This is a genomic window from Shewanella sp. Scap07 (assembly GCF_013394145.1).
In the GTDB taxonomy this organism is placed as follows: domain Bacteria; phylum Pseudomonadota; class Gammaproteobacteria; order Enterobacterales; family Shewanellaceae; genus Shewanella; species Shewanella waksmanii.
Map to the genome: position 1 here is coordinate 4,860,346 of NZ_CP041329.1, position 17,638 is coordinate 4,877,983.

The window sequence follows — 17,638 nt, forward strand, 5'->3', positions numbered from 1 at the left end:
AAATTCATTTTTGCTATGGCCTTTTAAAAATCAAAATTGATAATAGGCGCCGAATAATTAATAGCAAACAGGTATTTTTTAAGTATTTAACAAACCAAAGCGATTCACGTAAAACATTGATTAAAAATCATTTTAATTACTTGAAACGAGTAAATTAAATGACAAGGGGCCTATTACAGGCAGTGGCATCAATCGCCAAACTCATCACTGTGGCGACAACATTAACAATGATTAAGGTTAACCAAATGCGCATAGCGATTCTTTCTAGAAGTGAAACTCTCTACTCTACTCGCCGCCTAAAAGAAGCGGGCGAAGCCCGTGGGCACCAAGTAGATATTATTGATACCTTGCATTGTTATATGGACATCACTAGCAGCAACCCAACAGTGCGTTACATGGGTGAAGTATTGCCGCAATATGATGCGGTGATTCCACGTATTGGATCATCTATCACCTTTTACGGCACCGCTGTTGTGCGTCAGTTTGAGATGATGGGGACCTTTTGTGTCAACGAATCTGTCGCAATCAGCCGCTCACGCGACAAGCTGCGCTCTTTGCAGTTACTGTCTCGTAAAGGTATTGGCTTGCCTAGAACAGGGTTTGCCAGCCGGCCAGATAAGATTCAAGATTTGATTAAAAACGTCGGCGGCGCGCCGTTAGTCATTAAGCTACTTGAAGGTACCCAAGGTATTGGCGTGGTACTGGCTGAAACCAATAAAGCGGCAGAAAGCGTGATTGAAGCGTTTATGGGTTTAAAAGCTAATATTTTGGTGCAAGAGTTTATTGAAGAAGCCGGCGGCGCTGATATTCGCTGCTTGGTGGTAGGCGATAAAGTCGTCGCGGCGATGAAACGCCAAGCGGCTGAAGGCGAGTTCCGTTCTAACCTTCACCGTGGTGGCAGTGCTCAGTTAGTGCGCTTAACCAAAGAAGAACGCGCAACGGCAGTCAATGCTGCAAAAGCGATGGGGCTAAATTTATGTGGCGTGGACATTTTGCAGTCTAACAATGGTCCTGTGGTGATGGAGGTGAACTCCTCACCGGGTCTTGAAGGCATTGAAATGGCCACCAATAAAGATGTGGCTGACTTGGTGTTTCAGTTCATTGAAAAACATGCCAAGCCCAATGCCAATAAAACACGAGGCAAAGGCTAATGCCAAACATTTTGACCATCGGCGGGGTGAATATTGCCCCGGGACAACAGTTGCAACTGCAATTGCCGGTTTCAAGGCTGTATACCGACACCCAAATGTCGCTGCCGGTGCATGTGATCCGGGCTAAAAAGCCCGGTCCAACGGTGTTTGTTAGCGCGGCTGTACACGGAGATGAGCTCAATGGTATTGAGATCACCCGCCGCTTAATTGCGCAAAATCTCAAGCTCAGCCGTGGCAGCTTGATTATTGTGCCTATGGTGAATGTGTATGGTGTGCTCAACCAAAGCCGATATATGCCCGATAGACGCGATTTGAACCGCTGCTTTCCAGGCAGCGCCAAAGGCACACCAGCTGGACGTTTAGCGCATATTTTCTTAAATGAAATCGTTAAACACTGTGACTATGGCATTGATTTACATACCGGTGCGATTCATCGCTCAAACTTGCCGCAAATTCGCGCTAATTTGAAAGATGAGCAAACCTTAGCACTTGCCGAAGCTTTTGGCGTGCCGGTGCTGCTGAACGCTAACTTGCGCGATGGCTCACTGCGCGAATCTGCGGTCAATAATGGCGCACGAATCTTGCTTTATGAAGCCGGAGAAGCGCTACGCTTTGATGAACTGTCGATTCAAACCGGCATTAAAGGCGTACTGAATGTGTTATCGACTTTGACCATGATTCGAAAGCGCAGCAGTAAACGGAAAATTGCGCCGTTTGTGGCTTATCGCAGTGACTGGACCCGCGCCAGTGCCAGCGGTTTTGTGCACGACTTTGTCGAGCTGGGCCAACAAGTGGAAAAAGGGGCGGTATTATCCCAGATAAACAGTCCGTTAGGCCGAGTGATTGCCGAGGTGGTTTCCCATCGCGCTGGCATTATTATTGGCAAACAGAACATACCATTAGTGCAAGAAGGCGATGCCATGTTCCATATCGCCTACTTTGGTGATGCCGACGATGAAGTCGCCGAGCATATTGAAACCATGCAAGAGCAAGTACAACCCGTGAGTGCAGCCATGCCGATGCTTTAAGCGGCATATGGCATGATTTACCGCATACACAGTGAGATAGAGAAATGACCAGCAACAGAATGATCATTGGTAACTTAGAAACCTGTCACCTACCTGACTTAGGGATTCACGACCTTCATGTCAGAGTAGATACCGGCGCAAAAACTTCGGCACTGCATGTCGACAACTTACGCCAGCTAAAGGTCAATGGTAAGCCCTATGTCGAGTTTGATTTGCACCCAGATGTGTACAACCTTGAACAAACGGTGCGTTGCCAAGCGCAGTTGCATGACTCTAGACGTATTAAGTCATCAAACGGTGAGGTTGAGCAACGCTGCGTGATTCAAACCACGATCCAATTAGGCGAACAAAAGTGGTTAATTGAAGTGACGCTGAGCAATCGCAAAGATATGAGCTATTTAATGCTACTTGGCAGACAAGCCATGGGTGAACGAGTTTATGTTGACCCAGCAGCAACATATTTAGTCAGTGGCGACAACGGCTAATCATTATTGGTGCTATCACAAGTACAATGCTTGGATAGCACCGGTCCAATGTAATGACAGCATTAGCATGCCAATTTAGCCCACTTTGCACTAGGTAAAAATAAACAGATCAGCCTCAAAAACTAGTCTATCCAACGACGTTATTGCCTCACCTCAAGTCGCAGCTGATATGCACCTTTAAAAAAAGGTTAAGATGCATATATCTTACTGATTTAGAATGCTGTTTTAGTAAAAACGAAACCACGTTCCCATCGCATAATTACCGATTAACCGATGCACTTCAAGCTTTTACCATTCACCGAATTGTAACGAAAGAAAGTCGACCTAGATCAAACAACTAAAATGTTGGTTAGATAACAATCAAGTGAGGACTAGATGACAGGATAGATACATTATGTGCACAGATTGCGGATGCAGTTTTACCCGTTCTGATAAAAATCACCAGACTAATCTCCAAAGTAACCCTCAGCTAAATGATCAACAGACATTGTCTGTCATTCACAAGATCTTAGACAAAAATGATAGTCAAGCGAATCACAACCGCACACATTTTCAGAGTCATAACATTAGTGCCTATAACTTGATGAGTAGCCCTGGGAGCGGAAAAACCTCACTGTTAGAACATCTTGTGGAGTATTGTGACTTAAACTACGCCGTGATCGAAGGTGATCTAGAGACCAGTCGTGACGCGGACCGCTTAAAGGCCAAAGGAGTTGAAGCGTATCAAATACAAACTGGCTCGGCCTGCCACTTAGACGCATTTATGGTGCACGATGCATTACATAATATCCAACTCGAAAGCGCCGATATTTGCTTCGTAGAAAATGTTGGCAATCTTGTCTGCCCCGCCAGTTATGACCTCGGAGCCCATAAAAACATCGTCCTACTATCTATACCTGAAGGCGACGATAAAGTTGAAAAATACCCAGTTATGTTTCGCCGTGCAGACATAGTGCTGATAACAAAATGCGATCTACTACCCTATTTCGATTTTGACATGTCTGCCGCTAAATCCCATATCACTCGGCTCAACCCCACTGCCACTATTTTAGAAGTGTCAATTAAGCAACCTGAATCTTTACACGCAGTCAGTAAGTGGCTAACCAATATCCACCAGCAGACTATCATCAATCCAGCTTCGCAATCATAGAGAGTCAATCATGTGTTTATCTATTCCCTCTAAGGTGGTAGCGCTACACCCTGAAGAAACCAGCATTACCGTCGACACCTTAGGTGTAAAACGTAAAGTGAGTTACCACCTCATTGATGATCCGATAGAAATTGACGACTACGTGCTGATACATATTGGATTTGTCATGAACAAGATCAATAAAGCTGAGGCACTTGAGACGCTAGCTCTCTATGAAGAAATGGCGGAAAAAATGCAACCTGAGGGGTAAAAAATGCTGGAGCTAAAGCAATTATATCAAGGTTTTAGAGACCCAAAAACCATAGCGACCATAGCGAAGAAAATAGCGGGCCAAGCAGAACTTGTACGTCGACGCTCTCCAGATGAAAACATTTATGTCATGGAGGTCTGCGGCGGACATACACACACCATAATGAAGTATGGCATCGACCAATTATTACCCCCCAACATTGAGTTTATTCATGGACCTGGTTGCCCAGTGTGCATCATGCCTAAAGAGCGTATTGACCATGCCATTACCCTTGCTTCTCAACCTGAGGTCATCTTAGTCACACTTGGTGATATGATTCGAGTTCCTGGTTCCAAAGGCTCACTGGCGCAATGCAGAGCAAGCGGCCACGACGTTCGCGCCATTTATGACCCACTCGATACGCTGCAAATTGCGATAGATAACCCCAAAAAACAGGTGGTATTCTTCGCCATAGGTTTTGAGACTTCGACACCTATGACAGCAGTGCTCATTCAGCAAGTTCAAGCGCTAGGGTTAAAAAATCTACTATTTCATATCAACCATGTACTGGTTCCGCCTGCAATGGAAGCAGTCATGGCTGACAGTAAGGTCAAGGTTAACGCATTCATTGGTCCTGCCCATGTCAGTGTCATTCAAGGCAGCGAACTCTACCAATTTGCCGTCGATGAATACAATACACCCGTTGTCGTTAGCGGATTTGAACCTGTAGATGTGATGGAGTCCATTTTTCGAATCGCCAAACAACGAGCAAATGGCATTGCAAAGCTTGATAATCAATACAACCGCGCTGTGACGCCTAAAGGCAACATCAAAGCGCAGCAACTCGTTGACCGTTATCTGTGTATACGCAGTGAATTCCGATGGCGAGGGTTAGGACCTATCCCTAATTCAGCTCTACGGTTAAGGGACGAACTTAAGCACCTTGATGCTGAACTCAAATTCGCTGAATTACTCACTCACGACCCCATTGAAGATCATAAAGCTTGTCAATGTGGCGATATTTTACGTGGGCTATGTAAACCAAAAGACTGTAAAGTTTTTGCTCGAGGCTGCACGCCCGATTCCCCTATGGGGAGTTGTATGGTGAGTTCAGAAGGCGCCTGTAATGCACACTTCCGTTACGGTGGAGTCAGCAACACAATGCCACACTCACTAAGGGTTAATAACGATGAATAACAAATTACCTAAGCAAGTTCAGCTCAGTCATGGTGGGGGTGGGAAAGAAATGAATGCCCTGATCCACAAATTGTTTTTTACTGCATTCGACAACCCAATTCTGAGCAGTGAAGAAGACGCTGCCACAATAGAACTTAATGGGCTAACAGCATTTACCACCGACTCTTTTACCGTCTCACCCTTATTCTTCTCTGGCGGAGATATTGGCAAATTGGCTGTAGCTGGTACTGTCAACGATTTAGCAATGATGGCTGCCAAGCCACAATATCTCAGTTGCAGTTTCATCATTGAAGAAGGATTTGCTATTGATGACCTTACTACCATTGTAGAGTCCATGGCCAAAGAGCTTACAGCCAGTGGCGCTACAATTGTGTGTGGTGATACTAAAGTGGTTCCCAAAGGCTGCGCAGATGGTATTTTCATCAATACTTCGGGTGTTGGTAAGATTTTGCAGCAAGGTATTTCTACTAGCAACCTACAAACAGACGACGTCATCATTGTCTCTGGTGACATTGGTCGTCATGGGGCTACAGTGTTGATGGCTAGGGAAGGGCTTACTTTAGAATCTGAACTGACTAGCGACTGCGCGACACTGTGGCCTTTGGTTGAGTCACTGATTAATGCAAAAATTCCTCTTCATTCCATGCGGGATGCAACTCGTGGCGGCCTTGCTGCGGTGCTGAACGAATGGGCAAATGCGTCAGAAGTCGGTATCAAGATATACGAGGACGCAATACCCGTTACTGATGAAGTCAAAGGTCTGTGTGAACTTTACGGATTTGAACCATTTGATCTAGCAAATGAAGGAACCTGTATTTTTGCCCTTCCCAGTGAGTATGCAGAACAAGCCTTAACCTTGATTAAGCAACATCAACCTGGCAAAAATGCAGCTGTTATTGGCAAAGTCACCCAAGATCATAATGGCAAAGTCATACTCGAAACCCCCTGGGGAAGCTGCCGATATGTCGACCTTCCCCAAGGTGAACTGCTTCCAAGGATCTGTTAACTATGCACGAGTACTCCATCGTATTAGCCCTGATCGAACAATGTGAGCAGCATGCGATACAGCATCAAGCCAATAGTATTAAACGTGTTTCAATAAAAGTTGGTGTCCTTAGCGGTGTCGAGCCTGAGTTGCTTAAAACGGCATTTGATACCTTTAAAGAAGAAGGGATCTGCAAAAATGCTGAATTGGAAATGCACATTCAACCTTTGGTTATCCACTGTCAAGCCTGTGATAACCACCAAGAGGTTACTCAATACAATATCAGCTGTCCTAAGTGTCAAAGTACCCAAACCCGGGTATTGGACGGTGAAGATATGTACTTAATGCAGTTAGAAGTTGGCCCACGAATAACTCAAACGAGCTAATTGAACCTTACAGCTTATCGTCTAGCCAGTGATGTTAGTGAAAGAAAAAGCACAAACAATTTATTCAGAGGTCAACTGTTCAGGGGTCACTACAAGGTTTACCCCTTTGGACAGCTTTCACTTCTGCAACAGCAAGCTAAGGCTGATGCACATCTGCCTTAGCTTGCTCAAGACGATGAACATGACTATATACATTTGCCCTGCCTGGGCGACAAAAACCCGCTAACGTAAGATTATTTGCATCAGCTAACTTAACAGCCATTTCCGTCGCCGCAGATATTGCCAAAAGAACTTCAATACCAGCAAGCAAAGTCTTTTGCACCATTTCATAACTGGCCCGACTCGTCACTAATATCGCACCGCCGCTAAGGCCATGCTTGCAAATATAGCCAATCAACTTATCTAACGCGATGTGGCGGCCAACATCTTCATATATTGCCACTAACTTTCCGCTAGCTGACAGGTAAGCTGCGGCATGAGTTGCGCCGGTTAATTGATTTAACGCTTGATGCTCACGTAACTGTGCCAGTGCACCATCAATACTTGAAATATCCAATTTAACGTTAAAATCTAGCGGAATAATAGGTTTGGAAAATCGGTCTAAACTCTCAGTGCCGCATATTCCGCAACCAGTACGACCCACCATGTTTCTTTTCAATTGCTTAAGTTTATGTAAACACCGATTAGCCAGTTCAATCCGTAGCTCTATGCCATTGCAGCTGGGCACGACTTCGATATCATGAATATCACGATAATTGTCAATAATTCCTTCAGTGAGTGAAAAGCCCACAGCAAGTTCTTCAAGATCATTATTGGTACACATTAAAACAACGTGGGAAATGCCGTTATAACTTAAGGCTACGGGAGTTTCGACCACCAACATATCTTCCGCTTGCTGACAATGAGCGTCGCGATACTGATGAACATTACTACTAAAAGCAACATCGCTACCATTTTCAGCAATATGACTGCGTTGCCTAGCGCTAACCATTTTTACCTTGTTGTTTGAACAACACTCGATCACTTCATTCATTTGCATATTGTTGGCCCATAAATTACAAAATTTGTGTTTGGTAGACTATTTCGCAATCTATAAGCCAAGTTATGCTATGTAGCTAAATTAACTACTGTAACTTCTTGAAGAGATCCCTAGTCGCTGCATGCGAGATAGCAAAGTTGTGCGCTTCAATCCCAGTTTCACTGCTGCACCCTTAGGGCCTGCAACGATACCGTTGGTCTCTTTTAAGATTGCGATAATTTGTTCTCGTTCTAAATCTTGTTCATCTTGCTCAGCACAGTGCAATTTATCCGTCTCTGACACAGACTGTGCTCTCAATACTTGCTCTTGACCACTAGGCAACAATGCCTTTAACTCATTTGTTGGGATAACTAGTGTTTTTCCCTGTGTTGTTATTACAGCTCTTTCAATCACATTTCTTAATTCGCGGATATTGCCATACCAAGGTAACAATGCCAGCAAACGCAAAGTCTCTGACGGAATAGAGGTAATGTTCTTACCCATTTTCGCAGCAACTTCTTGCACAAAATGCTTAGCTAACAAACCGATATCCTCTCGGCGCTCCCGCAGCGGGGGAAGCACAATTGGAAATACATTCAATCGATAGTACAAATCGGAGCGAAACTCTTTGTTTTTTACCATTTCAAGTAGGTCACAATTGGTCGCAGCTATGAGCCTAACATCGACGGGAATGAGTTGATGCTTACCAACCCGCTCAAACTCTCCCTCCTGCAGCACCCGCAGTAGTTTGGGCTGCAAATCAAGCGGCATATCCCCGACTTCATCCAAAAAGAAGGTGCCCTTATTGGCCATTTCGAATCGGCCTATGCGTTGAGTGAGTGCCCCAGTAAAAGCTCCTTTTTCATGGCCAAACAAATCACTTTCAAATAATCCTGATGGCACAGATGCACAGTTCATTTTCACCATAGGTTTACCTTTACGTGCGCTCAACTGGTGCACAGCTGTAGCAATCAACTCCTTACCCGTGCCTGTTTCTCCCAAAATCAAAACGGTACAATCACTTGGCGCAACCATTTTGACCTTTGCCAGTACTTCCTCCATCGCTTGAGACTGATAAACAATCTCACTGAACTCACTCTGATTACCAATGTCATCAGCTACGGGTTCGTTCAACTGAGCAGCTTGAGCAAATTCAGCATTAAGATGAAAGTGATTTAGTCCCATCGCCGCTCTTGCGCCGACCTGTAAAAGCAAATCAAGGTCGCATTGCTTAAAATAGTCTTTGTCGCTGTGACAAAACTTCAACGCCCCCCAGATCTCTCCCCTAAAAACCAGTGGTATTACACATGCTGATTGCAAATCATGAGAAATAATGTGCTCGCAAAACTTGTATTTTAGCTGATAACTTTGTAACTGTTCCTTGCATATAAGTAGTGGCTTTTTAGTTTTAAAAACTATTTCTGCTGGCGTTTCGAATATTTTTATAAGCCTGACATTTATTTCGGTCCCACCGGGGTCACTATTGTCACCTAAAAACTCAACTTTCTTCATTTTGTAAACATCATGGCATATTAATTCTTTCTGCTCATGATCAATTGACATCAGACTCAAATGCTCAATATTAAAATGCTTCCTCATATGGTCTTGTAAAGTTATTGCCAACCCTTTTAGACTTTCTTGACGTAGAACTGCATTTGTAATATCAACCAAAACTTCACAGCTTTTCTTTTCTTCTCTTAGCTGTTTTTCCTTTGTTTTTGACTTTTCTTTATTAAGTACATTTCCTATACCAATAGTTATAATATTGGCTAACTGCCTTAATTTACTTACTGTTAGGCTATTAAACTCATCGACTTGCCGACTCTGAAACTCAACCCAACCAACAATTCGTTCATTAACTTTTAGTGGCATTCTGCAGTAGCTTGAAAAATTTAAATATTTAACTTCTTTTACTAATGTAGGATGATGATATTCAAACTGTTCATAACTCATGATAGCCAAGCCAGGCTGTTCATCAAAATCTAAATATTGATAATTCTTGTACGTGGAAACCTCACAATTAACATAATTATATTCACTATAATAATTAGAGTTCTCTTCATTAAAAGAACGTAACACAACATGAATACCGCTTATATTGACGAATCTAAAGTGATATTTATTAACAATTGATACCAGCTGCCTTACATCTGTCGCCAGCAATATATCTTGGGCAACATCAATAAATATCGGCTCCCATTTCGTGGAGATTTCATCTATCAAAGGTGTCATCTTTAGCATTGGTGAACCTCTTTAAATTTATCATTTTAGTTATCTTTATAGATTATATTTAGACACTAAAATTTAACAGTGATTGAGATCCAACAATCTTGATTTTCAGGTTAAATTTAAGCCACCTCCCACATTTATCACCTAATTTAAAGTGTAATTCATATACACTTTTAGCTAATTACCCCTGATGCCACAGAGTGGCATCAGGCTCCACAGGTTTATAATCAAAACTTAAGTTTCAATTGTGTACCAATTAACTAGTTAGTAGATTCAGGCACTCCACTAGCCGCTTTCTTAAGCTTAGATTTAAGCGCGCTATACTCTGATTTCACATAGTTCTCCGCCCAAAGCTGATCCTCTATCCCCTCTATCTTCACAGCGCAGTATTTATATTCAGGAGTGAATGACACAGGGTCTAGATGCTCAATTGTTAGCTCATTACAAGCACCAATCCACCATTGATATGTCATATACACAGCACCGATATTCACACGCTCATTGACCGCAACTCGGGTAATGACTTTCCCTCGGCGTGAGGATATCCATACTAACTGCTGATCCTTTAGACCTAGCGCACGAGCATCATCAGGATGAATCTGTACATATCCGGGTTCATCTGCAAGTGTTTGCAAAGCGCTGCAATTACCAGTCATCGATCGACACGAATAATGTCCCACTTCACGTACTGTTGATAACACCAATGGATATTCATGGTCTGGTTGCTCAAGCGGCGGCCGCCAATCAGTCGCAAATAGCTGTGCTTTACCATTTGGCGTGGTAAATTTACCCCCCTCGAATAGGTAAGAAGTACCGGGATGCTCTTCCGATGGACACGGCCACTGCACGGACTTTAAGCCTTCCATTTTTTGATAGGTCGCACCGGCAAATAGCGGTGCTACGCTGCGCAGCTCATCCCATATTTCTTCAGTATTGTTGTACTGCATCGGATATCCCATCTCGGTTGCTAATAGACAGAATATTTCCCAATCATGCTTAACACCTTCAGGCGGGGTTACTGCAGCATGGCTGCGCTGGAAGCCTCGGTCTGCACTTGAATAAACACATTCATGTTCGCCCCAGCTCGTTGAAGGAAAGATAACATCAGCCATTTCAGCAGTCTGTGTCATGAAAATATCTTGAACGATGACCAATTCCATACCGCGAATAGTTTCTCGTAAGTGAGCTAAATCCGCTTCTGTTTGAGCTGGATCTTCACCGAATATATAATAAGCACGACAACTGCCATCTTTGACTCTATGGCCTAGAGTAGTCAGCGTGTAACCCGGATTAGGGGACAATGGTACTCCCCACGCTTGCTCAAATTTTTCTCGCGCTTTATCATCAATGACATTCTGATACCCTGGGTAAACATTAGGCAACATGCCCATGTCACACGTACCCTGAACATTATTTTGACCACGCACTGGACCGCAACCCACGCCAGGGCGCCCAAAGTTACCAGTAATTGCTGCAATAGAAGCGATGCCTTTGACTACATCAACTGCTTGACCGAATTGAGTAACACCCATTCCCCATAAAATCATGGCTTCAGATGCTTCTGCATAGGTTCTAATTGCTTTGCGTATTTCAGCCGCTGTAACGCCTGTTATAGACTCAACATATTCAGGGGTATATTTCTTCAGAGTTTCACAATATTGCTCAAAATTATCGGTATTTTCTGCGACAAAATCAGGCTTATATAAGCCCTCTTCAATGATCACATTGGCAAAAGCATTGATAATTGCCATATTGGAGCCATTTTTTAACTGAATCCATTGATCAGCAATACGGGCCGTTTCGATTTTACGTGGATCACACACAATGATCTTAGCGCCGTTAGCCTTGGCTTTAAGAATATGCTTAGCAACGATGGGGTGTGAGTCGGCAGCATTGTACCCAAACACTAATAGACATTTAGCTTTTTCAATCTCGGTGATGGCATTACTCATTGCACCGTTTCCAACTGTTGTTACCAGACCGGCAACTGAAGGGGCGTGTCACACCCTAGCACAGTGGTCAACATTGTTAGTACCAATCACAGCACGAGCAAACTTCTGCATGACATAGTTAGCTTCATTACCCGGCCCACGAGCCGAACCCGTCGTCATAATCGAATCTGGGCCATACTGCTTCTTAATTTTAGTTAATTTATCACCAGCAAACTTAATCGCTTCTGCCCAAGAGACTGGTTCCAGATTCGCATCTTTCGTACGACGAATCATTGGACTTCTTAAGCGTGGTGTAAGTAAATTAGTATCATTTAAAAAATCCCAGCCGTAGTAACCCTTAAGACAGAGCTCTCCCTGATTGGTGCGCCCATCAGCGGGCTCAGCCCCCACCACTTTACCATTTTCAGTAATGAGGTTTAGTTTACATCCGGTACCACAATAGGGGCATACCGTTAGAGTTTTTTTCATATCTACACTCCGTTATCTCAAAACAAGACCGTCTTAGAAATCATGTTAATTTATTAAACAGGTAGGCCGGCTAATGCCGCCACAGCAGCCTGTTTACGTTTATCTTGCTTTATTTGTTCCATATCTTGAGAATCAATCATACGAATAGCATTGGTTGGGCAGACTTCAACGCAAGCTGGTCCCTGTGAGCGTGTTTCACACAAATCACATTTTAATGCCTGTGCCTTAATGGTATTCATTTTGAATAACTCAGACGGCCCACTTTGCGGTGCCGCGAAGGCAACGACATTCATCGCACCATATGGACAAGCTACGGAACAAGTTTTACAACCTATACAGCGAGACTGAATGACATGTACTTGGCCATTTTCACGATAGATGGCGTTATTGGGGCAAACTTGTTCACAAGGCGCATCTTCACATTGGCGGCACATAATCGGTGTAGTCACATCACCATTTCTCACCAAGCTAAGCCGAGGGTAAAACTTGCTTGAATCAAGCGATTCTACCCTGCTTATCTTTTGATGAGATAAAACGCAAGCCACCTCACAGGTACGGCAACCGATACACTGATTGGGGTCTGCAAACACAAATCGATTCATAAGTGATTTCCTCTTCAATCGATCAACATCAAATTCAACCTAATACTTAAATTGGATATCTGCTACGTCTATGCCAGATACCCTTATAAAGCAGGATACGTACCAGTTAAGTAAAACCACCAAAACTTATATTTTAAATAATTTAAAAACAACAGCTTAAACAAAGAACGACAACTAACAGCGGTGCAATATCTGAGTAATTTCCGTCTACTTCGACACCAGGTTCGTCACCAAATTCGACACCTAGCTATGGCCTTCAAACCAGACGTCTTGGCTTATGCTGCATACAATGTGGGTGTCATACCAATCAGTATAAGAATTTGGTCTACTCAGCGCGCTTTGGGCAAACTAATTCAAGGCGAATGATTGAAACAATGGTTGTTCCCTTGTGAAATTATTCAACGCAGAGGACGTTACGAAGATGAATCAGCCGCGATATTGCACGGAGGAAGAGTTTGATTGAGCTGATATGACAGAACTCAGCACGACACTATATTCATCAAGCATAAGGGACTGTCTGAGTAAATTAGTGCAGGATAGATAGCCGCGTTAAAGGTCAAACGCATGATAGAAAATACCAAGAAGGGTTAATTGCTGCAGGTTGTCTTGCTATCGCAAAATAGGTAGCGGCATCAAAACCTCGCCGCCACCATTTTCAGCATGTCATTGTACGGCTAAATGGCGCCATAACCACCATTGCCTTGCCAGCTAGGTAAACGCTGATAAAGATCACCCACTGCATTCTCAACCATTTCTGTCATCGGGAATGAAAATGCCACAATTGCAGGCTGCACACCAACAAACAGCACTTCTGGCACGAAAGTCTTTAAGTCTTCGATTAAGAAGTTGAGTGGTAAACTATGAGTCGACATAATAAACATATCAGCAATGGCATCAGGGTCAATAACCCTGACCTCACCAGCTTGCTCGCCAATTTCTGCTGCATCAAACACAATCACTCGTTCTGGTGCCAACTGACGAACTTGATGTATACAGTTTTCCGGCGCACTACCTCCATCAATAACGGCCCAACCTGCTATTGGATTGTTCTGCATTAACTCAGCTAGAAGTGGGCCAGCACCATCATCCCCCATCATGTTATTACCTACCGCTAAAAGCACATTTTTCACTTTGGATGGTTCAGTCGTACTAAGATCTGACATGATTATCTCTCCCTTATCATAATGTACATGTCGGGTTCACGATAAACGGCACCTAAAGCCTTAATGAAGTCTCGACTCAGTGTTTGGTATTTTTCTGGTTGCACTGCAATAGCGGCTTCGAACGCATTCGCTAACATATGAATATGTTCAGGAAAAATAGTAATTTCACCGAAGGTGAAAAAACCCTCCATCTTGCGTCTAGCTGGACTAGATTCAGGTAGAAACTCTAACCACGTTGTATACTCATAGCGAGAACAACTCACCACTGCTGTTAGGCAATCGACAACACCTAAATGATGGCCAATAGCTAAGCCATAGTAGATCACTGATTTAGCTTCTTCTGGCACATTGGTTTGTTCATCAACAAACTTTCGGCTTAACGCATAAAATAACACCTTATCCGACATAGACACCTACCCTTGATTAACAGCGACAGCTTCGCCCATGGTCGCGGGTTGCCCCATTCGATTTAGCACAGCACGATTAATGCTGGTAATAATCTCGGTTAGCCGCGGGTCACCTTTTTCATCAAGGTAAGCCTTTATTTTGGCATCAACATTCGCTGGAGATGAATCGGCCAACACCGTCATGAACTCATCAGCAATTTGCGCACCATAACGATAACCAGCAAAACGTCGCGCTTCTCGCTCAATCAATACTCTAATTTCTAAAGGAATCCCGGTATGCTTTAATGTCACAACCTCTCCATCAACCTCGTCATGGTGCTTAGCTTTAAGTTTTTGATCAAGTAGACCTAACGCCACTGCAAAGCCATAAATCGTCGCTGCTGGAGTTGGCGGACACCCAGGAATATACACATCAACCGGCAGGATTTTGTCGGTGCCGCCCCAGACGCAATAAAGATCATGGAAAATTCCCCCATCATTGCCACACGCACCATATGAGACAACAATCTTAGGGTCAGGCGCCGCTTCATAAGCCCGCAAAGCGGGCATACGCATAGACCGAGTCACAGCACCGGTATAGAGTAATATATCGGCATGACGAGGCGATGCCACCACTTTAATACCAAAGCGTTCCGCATCGAACACCGGCGTTATCGCGGCAAAAATTTCAATTTCACAGGCATTACATCCACCACAATCGACACGATACACATACGCTGATCGCTTAATGTCTTTTAAAAGCGTGCCTTTTAACTTAGCCGCCTCTGCATCTATCTCAACCGGTACTGCTTGTGTATGGTCATTGCCAACTATTTTTTTAATACCCTTCATTGAGCACCTCCTGTTGTATACCATTGCCTTTCATGAGGTTTTCGCCTTCAAGCATGTTGGCTTTACGACGACATTCAGGACAAGTGTTTAACTGCTGACTACGGATCTGAAGTTGCTCTGGCTCTAGGCCCGATTGCACAAGTAAATCAAGTGCATACTGCACCGCTTTCTTGGGTGCAAAAGGAGTCTCACAGACTTGGCAATGGGCCAATTTAAACACGGCTTTCTGATAAAGATCGGCTTTATTGGCAACAGCAAGTTCAAAGTCTTGAGAGAGTTTTATTGCCCCTGTTGGGCACACTTCTTCACAGCGACCGCAGTATATGCAGCGTGCTAAGTTAAGCTGCCAGCAACGCGTATTGTCATTGGGCTTAGTCTCAATCGTTAGCGCATTAGCTGGACAAGCGCGAGTACAAGCAGCACACGCAATACATTGCTCAGGCTGGTATTCAGGGCGACCGCGAAAATCATCACTCGTTTCATATGGAGCAAATGGATATTTTGTGGTTGACTCGCCCGCTTTAGCGATAGTTTTAAATAATTTAAACATGATCTCTCCTACTTGAGCGGTGAATGCTTACGTTCCATTCCGTAACGTTCAAACTCTTTATAAGAGAGCGTTTTGGACTTGCTCTTACGCTTGTCGACAATAGTGACGCGGTCAGTACAAGAGTAACAAGGATCAAGTGAACCAATAATCAGTGGCGCGTCAGATACCGTGTTGCCACGCAGCATATAGCGTAATACAGGCCAGTTCGCGTAAGTCGCAGCGCGACATCGCCAACGAAACAGCTTCTGATTGTCACCTGTCATACTCCAATGTACGTTTTCGCCGCGGGGGGCCTCTGTAAATCCAAGAGCGAATTTATTGGGCTGGTAATCAAACCCTTCAATTAATAATTTGCCAGGCGCTAAGTTATCAAGTCCCCATTCGACCATATTGAGCGAGTCATAGACCTCGCGAACCCTCACCAGCACTCTCGCTCGCACGTCCCCTGTACTTTCAATCTGTAAGTCCATCGGCATCTTTCCATAAGATTCAAGCGATTGACCATGAACAATTCGAGCGTCACGCTGCCAGCCAGAGCCACGAATTGCCGGTCCCACAGGACTAAAATCTCTAGCAATTTGTCTATCTAGAACTCCGACACCATTAATACGGCTTTCAAGATTCGGCGTGGCCATAAGGAAGTCCACCAGCTCATTAAACTCGCTACGTACCTCCTGTACCATTTTGATACCTTGCGAACGATGTGCGGCAAGAATGTCGCGTCGTACCCCTCCAATGAGATTCAAACCATAAGTTTTACGCGCACCGGTGAGCAGTTCAGCTAACTCCATGGTCTTTTCACGCACTCGGAAAAATTGCATGAAACCTGTATCAAAACCAACAAAGTGGCTTGATAAACCAATATTGAGTAAATGCGAATGTAATCGTTCTACTTCAAGCAATACTGTCCGAATCATCTTGGCACGCTCAGGAACTTGAATTCCTAGGGCATTTTCAACACTATTTGAGTAACCAACACTATGGGTAAAGCCGCAAATACCACACACACGATCGGTAAGGAAGGCCACTTCGTGATAACCCATCCGCGTTTCGGCTAGCTTTTCCATTCCCCGATGGACGTAGAACATACGATAGTCAGCATCAATGATGTCTTCACCATCAACAAACAAACGGAAGTGACCGGGCTCATCAGACGTGATATGTAAAGGACCAACCGGCACAATTCGGTTCGAGTCATCACCAAGTTGGTTATCAAACGGATAAGTTTCATCCTCAGTGGTTGGCATTGGGCGTTGTCGATAGTCCATAGCGTCTTTACGCAATGGATGTAGATCTTCAGGCCAGTCATCAGGTAATACTAAACGACGTTCATCTGGCAACCCAACAGGGCGTAAACCGTACATGTCACGCACTTCACGCTCACCCCACACTGCCGCAGGAATATAAGGGGTGATCGATGGAAATTCTTGCGATTTTTCGTCAACCAATATTTTAACGGTAACCCAACTTTTGACTTCTCCTTCCATAGAGAGCGCATGATAAATTGCAAAATGACCATTAATACTGCGCTCATCATTACCCCATGACACCGCTAACCAGCCACCTTGTTCGTAGTACAACCACTTCATCACTTCAACTAGCGACGTCGCTTTCACAGTAATAGTGACCTGGTTTTCTGTTTGCCATTCCTCTTCGAGAATCGCTGAAGGGAAAAACTGATGGACACCTGCAACATAGCCGTAACCAATCTTATTTTCAGTTGTGTGATTGGCGAGATTAAAGGTTTGCTTTTCAGCCCCAACTTGGGCCTCACTGTTTTGATAATTAGTATTGTAATCCACAGGAA

The 17,638-nt window shown here is 44.0% G+C and carries 17 protein-coding genes; 8 read left to right on the forward strand and 9 right to left on the reverse strand.

The annotated features are described in order from the left end of the window. Window positions 1–245 precede the first annotated feature (245 nt). From rimK to hypA, 8 genes are all read left to right on the forward strand, one after another. Window positions 246–1,151 (forward strand): 30S ribosomal protein S6--L-glutamate ligase, encoded by a 906-nt coding sequence (gene rimK / locus FLM48_RS21440; RefSeq protein ID WP_179026457.1) that lies wholly within the window; start codon window positions 246–248, stop codon window positions 1,149–1,151. After that, entirely contained in the window at window positions 1,151–2,179 is a 1,029-nt protein-coding gene (locus FLM48_RS21445; RefSeq protein WP_179026067.1) for a succinylglutamate desuccinylase/aspartoacylase family protein, read from the forward strand. The genes rimK and FLM48_RS21445 overlap by 1 nt, the downstream gene beginning before the upstream one ends. A 44-nt stretch (window positions 2,180–2,223) precedes the next feature. Further along, window positions 2,224–2,664 (forward strand): RimK/LysX family protein, encoded by a 441-nt coding sequence (locus tag FLM48_RS21450; RefSeq protein ID WP_179026070.1) that lies wholly within the window; start codon window positions 2,224–2,226, stop codon window positions 2,662–2,664. Window positions 2,665–3,058: 394 nt separating this feature from the next. Continuing rightward, a complete protein-coding gene (hypB, locus tag FLM48_RS21455; RefSeq protein ID WP_179026071.1) occupies window positions 3,059–3,814 on the forward strand; it encodes a hydrogenase nickel incorporation protein HypB in 756 nt (251 codons plus the stop codon). Between the two features lie 10 nt (window positions 3,815–3,824). Then, window positions 3,825–4,064: a HypC/HybG/HupF family hydrogenase formation chaperone gene (locus FLM48_RS21460; protein WP_179026072.1), complete on the forward strand. Its 240-nt coding sequence runs from the start codon at window positions 3,825–3,827 to the stop codon at window positions 4,062–4,064. 3 nt (window positions 4,065–4,067) lie between these two features. Next, on the forward strand, window positions 4,068–5,240 hold the full coding sequence (gene hypD / locus FLM48_RS21465; RefSeq protein WP_179026073.1) for a hydrogenase formation protein HypD: 1,173 nt from the start codon (window positions 4,068–4,070) through the stop codon (window positions 5,238–5,240). Continuing rightward, complete coding sequence (gene hypE / locus FLM48_RS21470) at window positions 5,233–6,246, forward strand: hydrogenase expression/formation protein HypE (protein WP_179026074.1); 1,014 nt, start codon at window positions 5,233–5,235, stop codon at window positions 6,244–6,246. Before hypD ends, hypE begins: the two co-directional genes overlap by 8 nt. Before the next feature lie 2 nt (window positions 6,247–6,248). Further along, on the forward strand, window positions 6,249–6,611 hold the full coding sequence (hypA, locus tag FLM48_RS21475) for a hydrogenase maturation nickel metallochaperone HypA (RefSeq protein ID WP_179026075.1): 363 nt from the start codon (window positions 6,249–6,251) through the stop codon (window positions 6,609–6,611). A gap of 136 nt (window positions 6,612–6,747) precedes the next feature. On the opposite strand, the gene fdhD is transcribed toward hypA, so the two are convergent. From fdhD to FLM48_RS21520, 9 genes are all read right to left on the reverse strand, one after another. Next, window positions 6,748–7,650 (reverse strand): formate dehydrogenase accessory sulfurtransferase FdhD, encoded by a 903-nt coding sequence (gene fdhD, locus FLM48_RS21480; RefSeq protein ID WP_218645314.1) that lies wholly within the window; start codon window positions 7,648–7,650, stop codon window positions 6,748–6,750. Window positions 7,651–7,731: 81 nt separating this feature from the next. Further along, window positions 7,732–9,870: a sigma 54-interacting transcriptional regulator gene (locus tag FLM48_RS21485; protein WP_179026076.1), complete on the reverse strand. Its 2,139-nt coding sequence runs from the start codon at window positions 9,868–9,870 to the stop codon at window positions 7,732–7,734. A 248-nt stretch (window positions 9,871–10,118) separates the two neighbouring features. Beyond that, a complete protein-coding gene (gene fdhF / locus FLM48_RS21490; RefSeq protein ID WP_179026077.1) occupies window positions 10,119–12,278 on the reverse strand; it encodes a formate dehydrogenase subunit alpha in 2,160 nt (719 codons plus the stop codon). Between the two features lie 53 nt (window positions 12,279–12,331). Next, window positions 12,332–12,880 carry a 4Fe-4S dicluster domain-containing protein gene (locus FLM48_RS21495; RefSeq protein WP_179026078.1) on the reverse strand — a complete coding sequence of 183 codons (549 nt, stop codon included), beginning with the start codon at window positions 12,878–12,880 and terminating at the stop codon, window positions 12,332–12,334. A gap of 674 nt (window positions 12,881–13,554) precedes the next feature. Beyond that, complete coding sequence (gene hycI, locus FLM48_RS21500) at window positions 13,555–14,043, reverse strand: hydrogenase maturation peptidase HycI (protein WP_179026079.1); 489 nt, start codon at window positions 14,041–14,043, stop codon at window positions 13,555–13,557. 2 nt (window positions 14,044–14,045) lie between these two features. Next, on the reverse strand, window positions 14,046–14,450 hold the full coding sequence (locus tag FLM48_RS21505; protein ID WP_179026080.1) for a formate hydrogenlyase maturation HycH family protein: 405 nt from the start codon (window positions 14,448–14,450) through the stop codon (window positions 14,046–14,048). A gap of 6 nt (window positions 14,451–14,456) precedes the next feature. After that, complete coding sequence (locus FLM48_RS21510) at window positions 14,457–15,281, reverse strand: NADH-quinone oxidoreductase subunit B family protein (protein ID WP_179026081.1); 825 nt, start codon at window positions 15,279–15,281, stop codon at window positions 14,457–14,459. Next, entirely contained in the window at window positions 15,268–15,831 is a 564-nt protein-coding gene (gene hyfH, locus FLM48_RS21515; protein WP_179026082.1) for a hydrogenase 4 subunit H, read from the reverse strand. Before hyfH ends, FLM48_RS21510 begins: the two co-directional genes overlap by 14 nt. A gap of 8 nt (window positions 15,832–15,839) precedes the next feature. Next, window positions 15,840–17,633: an NADH-quinone oxidoreductase subunit C gene (locus FLM48_RS21520; RefSeq protein ID WP_218645316.1), complete on the reverse strand. Its 1,794-nt coding sequence runs from the start codon at window positions 17,631–17,633 to the stop codon at window positions 15,840–15,842. Between the last annotated feature and the right edge of the window lie 5 nt (window positions 17,634–17,638).